The organism is bacterium (Candidatus Blackallbacteria) CG13_big_fil_rev_8_21_14_2_50_49_14 (assembly GCA_002783405.1).
In the GTDB taxonomy this organism is placed as follows: Bacteria; Cyanobacteriota; Sericytochromatia; order UBA7694; family UBA7694.
The window spans coordinates 57,106-70,293 of sequence record PFGG01000020.1 but is presented as its reverse complement, the minus strand read 5'-3'; the positions used below and the strand labels follow the sequence as shown (position 1 = coordinate 70,293).

The window sequence follows — 13,188 nt, the reverse complement described above, 5'->3', positions numbered from 1 at the left end:
ATTTAAAAATGCCCAGTACACGCGATATACGCAACCGAATCAAAAGCCTGAAGGGAACCCAGCAGATTACCAAAGCCATGAAAATGGTGGCGGCTGCAAAGGTGAAACGTGCTCAGGAACGGGTCATGGCGACCCGACCTTACGCCCAGAAACTGAAAGAAATCTTTCAGTTTGTGGCTGATAAAATGGCCGATGAAGATTTGAACGAGCCTCTTTTGGAACACCGTGAAGTCAAAAATGTAGGACTTCTGATTGTGACTGCTGATAAGGGGCTTTGCGGAGGCTATAACTCGAATATGTTCCGTTTTGCTCTGCAGCAGATGCAGGAAATCAGTGCTGCGGGCCAAACCCCCAAGGCCTGGTTGGTGGGAAATAAAGCCATTTCATTCTTCCGTCGTGGTGAGTTTGAAATTTTAGGCCGTTACAGCCAATTGCCCGCCGTTCCGACTTATACAGAGGCTGAAATGCTGATGGAAGCCGTAACTTCTGCTTTTGTTGAGCAGAAGGTGGATAAGGTGGTTTTGCTTTATACCCATTTTGTTTCCATGCTGCAGTACCAGCCCACGGCCCTTGAGCTTTTGCCTGTGGTGCCTCCTGAAGATTTACCTCCTGTCAAAGGAGAGTATCTCTATGAGCCAGATCCTCTGACCTTGTTGCAGAGTATCTTGCCCCGTTATGTAGGACGTCAGATTTACCGTGCATTGCTGGAAAGCTCTGCCAGTGAACTGGCTGCCCGTATGACCGCGATGGATTCAGCGACCAAGAATGCGGATGACTTGCTGGCCGACTTGACCTTGCTCTATAACAAGGTGCGTCAGGCTTATATCACCAAGGAAATTCTCGAGGTGGTGGGCGGCGCTGAAGCCCTCTCTAAGTAAACTACGAAGCATAAAAAGGATAAGAAGTTATGACAGACACTGCAGTCAAAACTGAAAGAATCGGCACGATTTCTCAGATCATGGGCCCCGTTGTAGACGTCTCTTTTGCCGGTGGAGACCTGCCCGAAATTTATTCCGCCCTGCGTATTGTGCGTGGCAATGGCGAATCTGATTTGATTACCGAAGTGCAGCAACATTTGGGTGACAATGGCGTACGTACGGTTGCCATGTCTTCTACCGATGGTCTGCAACGTGGCATGAAGGTACACGATACAGGACACCCCATTTCAGTTCCCGTAGGGGATGCGACCCTGGGCCGGATCATGAACGTGATTGGTGAGCCTGTGGATGAAGCGGGTCCGATTTCAGCGGAAACCACTTCCTCGATCCACCGCGATGCCCCCGATATGGTCGATCTGACCGTTGAACCTGAGGTCTTTGAAACCGGTATTAAAGTTATCGATTTGCTCGCTCCCTATCCCAAAGGCGGTAAAATCGGTCTTTTCGGCGGGGCCGGTGTAGGCAAAACCGTATTGATTCAGGAATTGATTCACAATATCGCCAAACAGCACGGTGGGGTCTCTGTATTCGCCGGTGTAGGCGAACGCACCCGTGAAGGAAACGATCTTTACCATGAATTTAAGGACTCCAACGTTCTCGACAAGGTGGCCCTGGTTTACGGTCAGATGAACGAGCCTCCCGGAGCCCGTATGCGCGTTGCGCTGAGTGGTCTGACAGTTGCTGAGTATTTCCGTGATGTCCAAAATCAGGACGTATTGCTCTTCGTAGACAATATTTTCCGTTTCACCCAAGCAGGTTCTGAAGTCTCTGCGCTTTTGGGCCGTATGCCTTCAGCGGTAGGATACCAACCCACACTGGCAACTGAAATGGGAGCCCTGCAAGAGCGGATTACCTCTACCAAATCGGGTTCAATTACCTCGATTCAAGCCGTATACGTTCCTGCGGATGACTTGACTGACCCCGCCCCTGCTACCACTTTCGCGCACTTGGGTGCCACCACTGTACTTTCACGTAAGATTTCTGAGTTGGGAATTTATCCCGCCGTGGATCCCCTGGACTCCACTTCTCAGATTCTGAAGTCTGAAGTATTGGGTGAAGATCACTACAATACCGCCCGTGGTGTTCAGCAGGTTCTGCAGCGCTATAAAGAATTGCAGGATATTATTGCGATTCTGGGGATGGAAGAGCTTTCTGAAGAAGACAAACTGGCTGTGGCCCGTGCCCGTAAACTTCAGAAATTCTTGAGCCAACCTTTCCACGTTGCAGAAATCTTTACAGGTTTCCCTGGTGCCTATGTCAAACTCGAAGACACGGTTCGCAGCTTCAAGGAAATTCTGGAAGGCAAGCACGACGACCTGCCTGAGCAGGCTTTCTATATGGTGGGAACCATTGAAGAAGCACGTGAAAAAGCCAAGAGTCTGTAAGGCGGTTTAAGATGTCTAAACGTGAAATTCAACTGGATGTGATCACGCCGAGTGGACCCATTTTCAGTTCGCCTGTCGAGTTTCTCTCAATTATGGGGCCTGAAGGTTCGATCGGTGTTTTGCCGGGTCACGTTCCCGTCTTCATGAAAATTGACGTGGGTTTTGTGGAATACCAGCGCTCGGGTGAGCGTGATTTTATTACCACCATGGGTGGAATTCTGGAGTTTCACCATAACCACGCTACGATTCTGACTGAAAGTGCGGAACATGCGGCAGATATTGACGAATTCCGAGCAAAAGATTCATTGAAGCGTGCTGAGTCCAGCATGATGGAAAAAGCCGGTGAAAAGGCTTTGTCTACGGCTGATTCTTTGGCTGCTTTGCAAAGAGCGGCCACCCGCTTGCGCGTGGTTGAACTGCTCAAGAACCGTCAGACCCGCCGTCGCATCTGATGAAATTGATAGCCAGCCTGATTTTATTCAGTCTGGCCTGGGGGAGTACCTCTCTGGCCTGGAGCCAGGTAGGTACTCCTTTTTCAATGCAAAGTTTCAAACCCTTTCTGGAGCGCAATTACAATACGCTTTTGGGCTGGAAAGGCCAACCTGTCAGCCTTGATGATCCCCATCTCTATCTCTATGAATCCCAAACCAACCGGGTTGTGGCAGAGATTGAATTTGGCCTCACAGGCCAGAAAATTGAACAGATGCTGCTCAAAATTCCCAAAGCCTATGAGCAGTTTGGTTTTGTAGAACATCAGGAACTGCGCTGGTTTTTGGTGCTGGCGAGCAAGGCCCAAATTACACCTGCAGATGTCAAGCGGGCTTTTCAATTTCAAAAAAAATGCCGTACCCAGGAATACCGGATGGGTTTGAATCCTGAGCTTTATCTGACGGTGCTGAGTGATTATCAGACGACTTATCTGCGCGTTGCTTTGAAAGGTGCGGCGCAAGCCCCTCAACTGGGCGCTTGTCGCTAAGGCAGGGCTCAGCATTGATGCCTTCATTGACCTGAGCAGGGTGCCCAGTGATTTTCTCCAGGAAACAGAGGGAGAGCCAAGCCGCTAGAAAAATTGGAAGTTTTTTGTGAAGGAAGCTGCCTGATAGCCCTCTGTTTGCTGAAGAAACTTTGATCTTATCCTACTGATTTTAAGGCTGCTCTGTCAAGTTGGAGCTGAAATAGACCAGTGCCTCAGAATGAAAGTTGAAATAGACAAGCTTTGTTTGCCCTGTTTCTGTTTTTATCAGCTTGTGTGGAAATGTGTTCAAAGGGGTTTCTACCCTGGCATTCTGGGTCGCCTTAAGATGCCTGCCAAGGAAGTCGACTTGAAACACCAGCCGTTTTAAAGAAACGCTGAGATTAACTGATCCGTATCCCAGGGCGTGATGCCCTGATCCAAGGCAAAGATCGTTTCTGCCTCTGCACGTGTGGCCACCCTTTCTCCCCTTGCCTCTATATGCAGATTCAAAAGCTGGTAAAGAGAGGGCTTTTGTAATTCTGTCATGGCCTGACAGAGCAAAGACAGGTTTGAACGGTTGCCGTGCACATTGTTGACGTGGTTGGGGTTCTTTTTAAGCGCTAAATCAGTCCAGATCATTTCCCGTTTTTCAAGATCCAGGATCAGGGGCAGGGCGATTTTGGTATTGGCGCTTAAATCAAATTTGTTCAGCACGGTGCGGGGTTCATAAATTTCTCCGCTATTGGGTTCTGTTCGCAGCATAAACCCCGCAAAACATTCGGGTAAATCACAATAGGGCTGCTCTGTATATGAATTGACCACCATTAGGACATAGCGACAGCCTGTTTTCAGGAAGGTTTCAATTTCAAGATCAATGAATTCTGAGGCTCCCTCAGGGGCTGAGGTGATATCCCCACTGTGGCAGCCCCCCAATTCCTTGAGATTATAGTAGGAGAGCGTGGTTTGATAGGCAAAATCCTGATCCAGTGCCAGGGCACTTAAATCCAGATCCGTACGGTTTTTTCCGTCTTTCCACCAAATAAAAAAGCGCAGTGTGGAACCCGGCCCCAAGGGCACACGGCTGCCCCGCGCAACGGTACGCAGGGCTTTTGAGGCTGAGCGCAGGGCGAAGGGCACTTTGAAATTTTTCAAGTGAGGATCGAGATAAACTTTGCCCAGGCTGGGCCTTTGCTGGTATTGCGCAAGAAGCGCACTTTTACAGGCTTGAACCACTTCTGCACAAACTGCAGTAGAAAGGGGAGGCAAAAGCGTATCAAGCGCATGCAATTTTGCGACTTCGCCCTTGGGAAAAAAGACCCTGAGCGCAGGGGGATGGGGGCGGAACTCAAAATGGGCCATGACTTGGAGTAAAAGTGCGCTGGGAAGCCCCTTGGCCGCATGCTCAAACTGTTTTAAAACAGGCCCAGGATCTTGGCTGATGCGCAGAAGATGATCCAAGCGGCGGGCCAATTCACCAGGTCGGGGTGTTAAGACTTTCAGCGCTTGAGCGAGATTTTTCTCAGCCAAGGCCATTTCAAGTGCGCGTCCAAAGCAGGGCTGTTTTCTTCCCTGGCGTAGGGCTTGAAAGGCGGCAAAGGTTTGGGGATAGGCTTTTGCGTACTCACCTGGATGCAGGCGCTCTGCCAGGCGTTTGAAGATTTCAGGACGTTTTTGCAGTGCTTCTGTCAGATCTTGCATTCGCTCGAATTGAGCCAGTAAAAATCGGCGTTGGGCTTTTGAGAAACTGATAAACTTTGTCTTTTCAGCTAAGCTCACATCGCCCTTGGACAGAACGGTGGCGAGCCGTAAGACATCGGTGCTGTTGGTAAGATAAACCACCGCCTGTTCAGGTGCGTGAAGATGGGTGAGCAAAGCGGCTGCCAGCAAAGCGGCATTTTCGCGCAGGGGAATCTGTGCTTCCAGCAGCTTGAACAGGGTTTCTCTGCGGCTGAAGACAAACCACTCCAAGAGTTGTTTGTCTTCTGGACTGAGGGCAATTTTGGCCTTTTGCAGGCGCACAAAAATTTGGAGGAAATCTTCTGCATTTCCCAGATCGAGTTGTTTAAATGCCGAAGTCTCTGCCAGGGGTGGGCGTTCTTGCTTTGCATAATGCGGCATGATTCGCTGCCCGATGGCATCTCCCCAATAATGCCGCAGGGCATTGAAATGCAGTTCCCAATCGGGCATTTTCTGAACCTGATCTGGGAAATTGGGATACATAGGTTGAAAGACTTTGTGAGCCCCCACCGCTTTTTGAAGCAGGGGAATCAAATCGACATAGAAAGCCTTGAAGCTGCTTTCTGAAAGAGTCAAGATCCGCTCTGCAAGGGCAGGAGAAAGGATAAATCCCAGGCTCTCAATATTTTTTTGCAGTCCTACCAGAAAGGAGAGGGGCAATTCACTGCTGCCAGGCTCCACCATCAAGCGCATGGATTTTTGCAGATAAAAAGTGTTATCCACCCAGGTTTTGGCTGATTCGCCTTGAATTTGGGCTCCAGCCATGAGCAGCAGTCGGGCTATTTCGGGGCTCCCTGCTTTTTTTGCCAAAGCCAGGCTGGATTCACCTGGAGCCAGACAAAGATCAGGATTTTGCCAGCCTTTTAATAGCTTTTCGCTTAAGGGCAAATTTCCTTGCTGCAGGGCCTTGGCCAGGGCTGTTTGCCCTTGTGCATTGCGGGCCAGTGGGTTGGCTCCGTTTTTCAGCAGCCAGTCTACACCCAGTAACCAATTGGCTTCAGTGGCTAAATGGAGGGGTGTTTCCGCCTGAGGAGTAAAGGCATTGAGATCCGCTCCCTGTTTTTTGAGCAGATCAAGCAGGGGAGTATGCCCGGCCTTTAATGCCAAGAGAAGGGGGTGTTCAGGGCCCAGTGGGGTCTTGAGATCTTCAGGTTTGAGCAGGTAGGCCACCATTTCCACACGCAAATATTGGAGTGCAAGCTTGAGGGCTTGTAGACGTGTTTGTGCGGTATAGCGTCGAACCAGGGGGCGTAGATAGGCAAATATCTCGGGCTTGCTTTGAAAGACGGAACACAGCAGGGCATTTAGGCCCTGATTATTTTTTTTATTGGGATTGGCGCCTTTTTCAATCAGAAATTTAACCATTTGCAGGCTGCCTTGCATGGCTGTCTGGTGTAAGGGCGTTTGACCAAAATAGGTACGTTGGTTTATATGGCGGCCATCCCCCAGCAGGTTTTGAACTAAATCCAAATCTTGACGTGATGCAGCCAGGTGCAGCGGCGTTTCTCCCCAGGCATTTTTAATTTGGGTTTTGGCTCCCTGAGTGAGTAAAAACCGGGCAATTTCGTTTTGGCCATAGCGCAGGGCTTTAAACAGCGCTGTTTCCTGATAATTCGTATCGCGAATATCAATATCTGCGCCTTGATTCAGCAATTCGGTGATGATGGCTTTGCTGGGGTAACAGGCGGCCCAGTGTAAGGGGGGCTGGGATTGGTAAACCAGATTGGGGTTTGCTCCCAATTTGAGCAAAGCTTTGACACGATCGTTTTTTTGTAAAATGATGGCTTGGTGAAGTTCGGCATTCAGATCAGAAAGATTTTCAGTCATCGTGAGCCTCAGCGGTTTCTAAGACATTGTTACTGATTATACCTTATTTGTTGGAGTGCGCTTTTCACCAGGGTTTTCAAGCTGTATTTTTTCAATTGTCTGTTTTCGTGTTATCCTGCCAACAAGTGGTAGGGGCTTTGACAGGCCTCTCGCATAAATGTGGTCCTGTACTCTGGAACGGTAGCTGGCCCTGAGATGAAGAACTTTTTTTCAGGGAGAATGTTTTAGAGCGCCAAAGGCACTGCGCACCACTTACGCTAAAGTGCTTTTCTACAGGTCGTGGGTATCTCGCAGGCCCTATGGGTTCTTCTGTCGAGAATGTCGAAATTCAAAGATAAACCACTCTTTCGGAGGATTCGAACCATGAATAAAACTTTTTTTGCAATTTTAGCTGCAAGTGCTCTGCTGACAGGTGTTCAACCTGCTTTTGCAGACCATCATGGAGGGCAAGGCCAAGGTATGGGGATGCATTCCAAAATGACAGAAACCCAGATGATGGATGCCAAGAATTATGCTGACCGTTCCATGGATATGATGAAGGCCGGCAATATGATGATTGAAGAAGGCGCAAAGAAAAAAGACGCCAAAATGATGATGAAGGGTGCCCAGCTGCTTAAAAAAGGCATGATGATGCATCAGATGACCATGAAGGGCATGAAGATGATGATGGAAGAAATGAAACACAAAATCATGCATGCCAAGGTCGGCGATCTCCAAGTTTCAGACAAAGAGATGGCTGATATGGAAAAAATGATGAAGATGATGAAAGATGCCCAAAAAATGTACCAAGAGGGCTGTCACAAAGAAATGGCCATGATGCCCAATTCTTCTCATTTGATGATGACGATGGCCAATGAGATGATGATGAAAGCCATGAAAGATAAAAATGCCGATCAAATGATGATGGGCAGCGAAATGATGGAAATGGGCATGGCTTTGATGCATCCCCATGGCATGATGGGGGGCAATCACAGCGGTGATATGATGCGAGTAGAAAAGCGGATCATGATGCACGGCAATGGCATGATGTAGTCTGAAGAAGTCGAAGCAGAGAGGTGTAAGCCCTTTGACTGCTTGCTTTTAACAGGATAAGCCTGTTCAACCCCTGGCACAAAAGCCAGGGGTTTTTTAGTCTCCAATCATGACTTCTGAAAAGCCCTTGCCATTCCAAATCCAGGCCACTGCGGCTTTTCCCCAGAAGCTCAGACTGAGGGTCTCGTAGGTGGTTTGAAACGCTTCCTGGCGGTTAAAATCATACATTTCTGTTCCCGAGGGATAACGCCAAAGCGAAGCCGAGGCCCAAGGGTTCATGTCTTTTGCTGACACTTCCTGTAAAACTTCGGGCAGGTAGTGTCCTGAGGGCAGTAAACGCAGCATTAAGATGGCTTCGTGAGGGCCTTCTGAACCAGCAGGGTAACGAATTTGAACTGCGAGATCTTCGGTGCGATTGCCATCAAAATCTGCCTGAACCAGAAAAGGGGTAAACTCTGGTTTTTCCTGCCAATACTGTGATTGACCTATGGCGCTGAGTGCATTGGGAAATGCCCAGCCAGGATAGTGTTTGTCGAGTAGTTTACGGGCAGGTTCCGGCAGTCTGCTCAAGCTGGTCTGGCTGAGTTCACGGTTCTGAATGGCGAGCAGTTCGATAGCTTCAAGTGGCTCTTGAGAGAGTTCCAATTCCTGTGCCAGACGTTCAAGTTCCTGGCGTTTAAAATTGCCAGAGATCAAAAATTTGCCGTGGGGAATGATTTCTTTGACCAGAGGGGCAAAGAGCAATTTATCATCTAAAAAGAGGCCCAGCCTTTGCTCCTGTAAACCTGCGCTCAGACGCGCAAGCACCTCAGCGCTTTCAGGTTTAAGTTGAATCTCAAGCGTTTGGTCTGGTTGGAGTGTGATTTTTTCGATAATAGAACCCTGAAGACCCGTATGAGCCCAAAGATCGGGGTGTCCTTTAAGTGGCTGGCGAATTTCAAAAAAAATACGTTTTTGAATCAAGGCCAACTGGTTTTCAAGCGGATAGGTTTGATGAAAACAAATTTTGCCAAGCTTTTGCTCAGGATCAAAAATAAGCTGTGGCAGAGGTGTTTTTGTGGGCAGCCAGTTGTGAATTAGCGCCAGTCGTTTGTTCAGGGTTTGGGCTTGTAGGCTTCGTTCTGAGGGTGTTTCCGCTTTGAGTAACCAATAGCTTGAAATCCCTGTGCATTCCTGTTCTGCAGAGGCGGGAAGCACAGCAAAAATCAAAAGAAGTGAACTCAGTAAACTTTTTTTCATCTGGGTAGAGGTGGCTTGACCTGCGTTCCCGGTGGCTTGAGTGGTGGAATCTGCAATCCTATGCCTGGGGCTTGGGGAATAAACCATTCAGGAAAACGTCCCTGATCTCCTGGAGAAAAGTCCTTGTCAACAGCCAAAATACTGAAAACACGCCCACCTGACATGCGATAAGTAACCCGGGCCCCATCACTGTAAAACCAAGTCTGACCTAAAGTAGAGGCGCTGAAGCCACTGGGGCTACGCTGCATAATTGTATCTCGAATTTTATCTGCTTGGGTTTGGTTCCAGGGGCTTCCATCCGCTGACCAGTACTGTTTGTTGATTTTGCCTTGGCTATTGGCAAAAAGATGCACATAGGCTGGATGCATTTCTACGCGGAGTTTTGCATACTTTAAGAGTCGGGCTTCGTGTTCTTTTGTATATTTTTGGGGGTGATTATAATAGGTTTTGAGCATGAGATAATCTTCCCCCATAATGGCTTGGGCTGCAGGAGAAATCTGTAACATCAGGGCTGTTGATAATAGAAAAGCATTTAATCTCATGTGTGATATTGTAGCATTTTAGCTGAGAAAGGCAGTGATTCTCAACGCATTTCGAGGGGCCTTTTAGAATCTGAGCTTCAGTTTAACCTGATATACTGTTGTGCAATTCGATCCGAGTTTCGAGACAAGGTGGTTGTATGGAACCCTATTTAAAAAAATTCAATGAAATGGCCATGGGCTATGGTGCCCGGTTTTTCGGCGCACTCTTAATTCTGGCGATTGGCCTCTGGTTGAGTAAACGTCTGGCAAATTTGCTCAAGGATTTGCTGTCTAAAACACAATTGGAGCCCACTTTTATTTCTTTTTCGGGCAATATGTTGCGGGTGGTATTAACGGTTGTGGTGGCCTTGGCAGCTGTGAACAGTTTGGGGGTCCCCATGACTTCTGTGCTCGCGCTCTTGGGAACCATTGGCCTGGCAGTCGCCTTGGCTCTGAAAGATTCGCTTAACAATGTGGCTGCGGGTATTTCCCTCTTGATTCTGCGTCCTTTCAAGGTCGGAGAATATGTCGAAGTGGGCGGAGTCGGCGGCAGTGTTGTCGAGATCAATCTCTTTCACACCTTGCTGAATACCGCTGATAACCGTTGGATTGCCATGCCCAATGCCAAATTATTGGGTGATACGATCGTCAATTTCTCACGCAATACCAATCGCAGGATTGATCTCTTGGTCAACGTGAGTTATCGCGCAGATTTAAAGCGCACCAAAGAAGTGCTCTGGGAATTGATTGAAGCTGATTCACGTATTTTAAAAGAACCTATTCCTGTCGTGGGCGTAGCCGATCTTGCCAATAGCAGCGTTGATTTGGTGGTCAGGCCCTGGGTGCCTACCTCTGAATATTGGAATGTGCGCTTTGACTTGACACAGGCGATTAAAGAGCGTTTTGATCAAGAAGGTATTGAGATTCCCTTTCCTCAACGTGATGTGCATTTATACCAATATCAGGCTTAGGGTTTGAAACTTTTCGTTTTAAAACGGGTCTTTAGCTATAGAGTGAAATCATCAGTTTAGTTTCTGGGAGTGTGCAAAATGTCAAAATGGGTTCTTGCTTTGGGTTTGTTTCTCTGTGTGGGCGTGGCCTGTGCCGCTGCTCAGGATGCCGCTCAGGATTCCAACTCTGATGCTGCTTATTCCAGCGGCAGTCATGATTCTCAAGCGGGTCTGAAACCTCAGACAGGCATTTGGATTGATTGGAAAAAACGAGAAATCCATGCTTTGGGCAAAGGGCTTGGAAGAGAGGGAACGGAGGGCAGTCAGCAGTACCTCTTGGCCTTGCGGGCGGCTAAAGCGGATGCTTTGCGCCGTTTGGCAGGTGTTGTCTATGGACTGCGTCTGGAGTCAGGTATGTCCTTGGATGTCTGGGGACAGGAACATCTGGTTGAGCGCAAGAAAATTGAAGGCTTGATCAAAGGGGCCCAAGAAGTTGGCGAGCCCAAGCGCCAGGAGGATGGCAGTGTTGAAATTCGTTTGGTAATGCCAATGGAACCCTTGGAAGCGCTTTTGGCGAGCCAGCTTCCACGTCAGTAATGCATAGATTCTCAGAGCGGTTCTCTTCCAGGAAAGAGACCGCTTTATGCTATAATAGCCCTAAATCAGACTAAATTGTAGGATATCAGCGATGGCGATTCTTGACCTCAAATATTATGGCTCCTCTGTATTGACCCGGCCCGCAAAACCGATCAAACGGATTGATCGGGAGTTGATTAAATTGGCCGAAGACATGCTTGAAAGCATGTACTATTATCATGGTGTGGGTTTGGCGGCTCCTCAGGTGGGTGTTTCCAAGCGCTTTGTTATTGTCGATTGTGGTGATGAATATCAGGATAAACCCTATTTCCTGGTTAACCCAGAAGTGGTCAGCACCGAAGGCGAGCAGATTGGGCCTGAGGGATGTTTAAGCCTTCCTGATTTGCAGACAGATGTCAAGCGTCCTGAAAAGGCCGTGATTCGTGCTATGAACCTCCAAGGCGAGACCATTACTGTGACCGGAGAAGGGCTTTTGGCCCGTGCGCTTTTGCATGAAATAGATCATCTCAATGGTGTTTTGTTTACCGAATGGGTTGAGGATGAATTTGTATTACAGCGTGAAATTCCGCTTTTGAAAGATCGGATTCACAAAATCTTGATTGGTGAATTGCCTGCTGTACATGAGTACGAAGAAGATGAGGAAGAAGCGGCGGTCGCCCTGGCGTGAAACCTTCGCTCGTTTTTATGGGAACTCCAGAATTTGCGGTTCCCTGTTTACAGGCCTTGATTGAGGCGGGCTATCCGATTCGTTTGGTGGTCACTCAGCCCGATAAACCAGTCGGACGCAAACAGGTCTTGACGCCTCCCCCTGTTAAGCAATTGGCGCTTGCCCATGGGCTTGACGTTTTTCAGCCCGCTAAAATTCGCAATCAACCGGAAGTTCTTGAGCGATTGAAAGCAGCTGAAGCCGATTGTTTTGTGGTCGTGGCTTACGGCAAAATCCTGCCCCAGGAGGTTTTGGATTTGCCCGCGCGTGCCTGTATCAATGTTCATGCTTCACTTTTGCCCAAGTATCGGGGTTCTGCTCCGATTCAATGGAGCATTGTACATGGTGAAACAGAAACGGGAGTGACCACCATGTTGATGGATGTGGGCATGGATACGGGGGATATGCTCCAAAAACGTGCGATCCCGATAGACCCAGAGGATACTGGGGTGAGCCTGGCTGAAAAACTTTCACGTTTAGGCGCAGAGCTTTTACTTGAAACGCTTCCGCTTTATTTTCAGGGTGAGCTTCAACCTGAACCTCAAAACCATGCGGAAGCTACAACCATTCCCCTCTTGAAAAAAGAAGATGGTTTATTGAATTGGCAAGATTCTGCCAAATCACTTTATGATCGTGTTCGCGGTTTGAAACCTTGGCCTGAAACCTATACGTTTTTCAGAGACCGCCCACTCAAAATTAAAGCGGTTAAACTTTCAGACTTCCCCTGCGGTGAAGCTTTACCAGGGCAGGTTCTTGCGATTCAGAAACAAAGTCTTTTGATCGCAACAGGAGATGGCGTTCTTGAGATTTTGCGCCTACATCCAGCAGACAGCAAAGAAATGGCTGCGGGTGATTTTGCCCGAGGTCAGCGGGTTGTATTGGGCGAATCTTTGGGCGGCTCTGTTCAGATTCCTCTCAAAGCCTGATTAATATTCACTGTTTAGGGTATAATGGTATTACCAATCCCGGAGAGAAAGCCATGTCATACCAAGATCGTTCGTCTGAAAATGAATCCGGATATCAGGACTCCCAAGAAGAAGTAAATCAGAATCAAACCAGCCCGCGTTCAGAGGGTTATCGAACCTATTCATCCGCTGACAATTCCCAATACAAACGTGAGTCTTCCGATCCTCATTATCCACCCCGTGAAGGTAACTATAACCGGGACAACAATTATCGCCCCCGTGAAGGCGGCTATAATCGCGACAACAATTACCGCCCACGCGAAGGTGGCTATAACCGCGATAACAATTACCGCCCACGCGAAGGCGGCTATAACCGCGACAACAATTACCCCCCGC

Annotated in this window: 13 protein-coding genes and 1 pseudogene (1 of these 14 only partly in view); 9 read left to right on the top strand and 5 right to left on the bottom strand. The window is 48.5% G+C overall.

Annotated features, from left to right (window positions below):
- Window positions 1-8: 8 nt before the first annotated feature.
- From COW20_04410 to COW20_04395, 4 genes are read left to right on the top strand one after another with little or no spacing between them, the layout of a single operon-like run.
- Window positions 9-878: a F0F1 ATP synthase subunit gamma gene (locus COW20_04410; GenBank protein PIW49898.1), complete on the top strand. Its 870-nt coding sequence runs from the start codon at window positions 9-11 to the stop codon at window positions 876-878.
- 29 nt (window positions 879-907) lie between these two features.
- The gene (gene atpD / locus COW20_04405) at window positions 908-2,323 is read left to right on the top strand and encodes a F0F1 ATP synthase subunit beta (GenBank protein PIW49897.1); all 1,416 of its coding nucleotides are present in this window, start codon (window positions 908-910) and stop codon (window positions 2,321-2,323) included.
- Window positions 2,324-2,334: 11 nt separating this feature from the next.
- The gene (gene atpC, locus COW20_04400; protein PIW49896.1) at window positions 2,335-2,775 is read left to right on the top strand and encodes an ATP synthase F1 subunit epsilon; all 441 of its coding nucleotides are present in this window, start codon (window positions 2,335-2,337) and stop codon (window positions 2,773-2,775) included.
- Window positions 2,775-3,299 carry a hypothetical protein gene (locus tag COW20_04395; GenBank protein PIW49895.1) on the top strand — a complete coding sequence of 175 codons (525 nt, stop codon included), beginning with the start codon at window positions 2,775-2,777 and terminating at the stop codon, window positions 3,297-3,299. Before atpC ends, COW20_04395 begins: the two co-directional genes overlap by 1 nt.
- A gap of 363 nt (window positions 3,300-3,662) precedes the next feature.
- On the opposite strand, the gene COW20_04390 is transcribed toward COW20_04395, so the two are convergent.
- From COW20_04390 to COW20_04370, 5 genes are all read right to left on the bottom strand, one after another.
- Entirely contained in the window at window positions 3,663-6,842 is a 3,180-nt protein-coding gene (locus tag COW20_04390) for a hypothetical protein (protein PIW49894.1), read from the bottom strand.
- A 387-nt stretch (window positions 6,843-7,229) separates the two neighbouring features.
- Entirely contained in the window at window positions 7,230-7,538 is a 309-nt protein-coding gene (locus COW20_04385; GenBank protein ID PIW49893.1) for a hypothetical protein, read from the bottom strand.
- Window positions 7,539-7,562: 24 nt separating this feature from the next.
- Complete coding sequence (locus COW20_04380) at window positions 7,563-7,787, bottom strand: hypothetical protein (GenBank protein ID PIW49892.1); 225 nt, start codon at window positions 7,785-7,787, stop codon at window positions 7,563-7,565.
- A 183-nt stretch (window positions 7,788-7,970) separates the two neighbouring features.
- A complete protein-coding gene (locus tag COW20_04375; protein PIW49891.1) occupies window positions 7,971-9,113 on the bottom strand; it encodes a hypothetical protein in 1,143 nt (380 codons plus the stop codon).
- Window positions 9,110-9,619 (bottom strand): hypothetical protein, encoded by a 510-nt coding sequence (locus COW20_04370; GenBank protein ID PIW49890.1) that lies wholly within the window; start codon window positions 9,617-9,619, stop codon window positions 9,110-9,112. The genes COW20_04375 and COW20_04370 overlap by 4 nt, the downstream gene beginning before the upstream one ends.
- A 173-nt stretch (window positions 9,620-9,792) precedes the next feature.
- Here COW20_04370 and COW20_04365 point away from each other — a divergent pair, with 173 nt between their 5' ends.
- The 5 genes and pseudogenes from COW20_04365 to COW20_04345 form a co-directional block, all read left to right on the top strand.
- The gene (locus COW20_04365; GenBank protein PIW49889.1) at window positions 9,793-10,605 is read left to right on the top strand and encodes a mechanosensitive ion channel protein MscS; all 813 of its coding nucleotides are present in this window, start codon (window positions 9,793-9,795) and stop codon (window positions 10,603-10,605) included.
- 78 nt (window positions 10,606-10,683) lie between these two features.
- The gene (locus tag COW20_04360; protein ID PIW49888.1) at window positions 10,684-11,181 is read left to right on the top strand and encodes a hypothetical protein; all 498 of its coding nucleotides are present in this window, start codon (window positions 10,684-10,686) and stop codon (window positions 11,179-11,181) included.
- Window positions 11,182-11,272: 91 nt separating this feature from the next.
- Window positions 11,273-11,848: a peptide deformylase gene (gene def, locus COW20_04355; protein PIW49887.1), complete on the top strand. Its 576-nt coding sequence runs from the start codon at window positions 11,273-11,275 to the stop codon at window positions 11,846-11,848.
- Between the two features lie 17 nt (window positions 11,849-11,865).
- Entirely contained in the window at window positions 11,866-12,813 is a 948-nt protein-coding gene (locus COW20_04350) for a methionyl-tRNA formyltransferase (protein ID PIW49946.1), read from the top strand.
- Between the two features lie 233 nt (window positions 12,814-13,046).
- Window positions 13,047-13,188, top strand: a pseudogene (locus COW20_04345) (translation initiation factor IF-2); it runs 338 nt beyond the window's last position.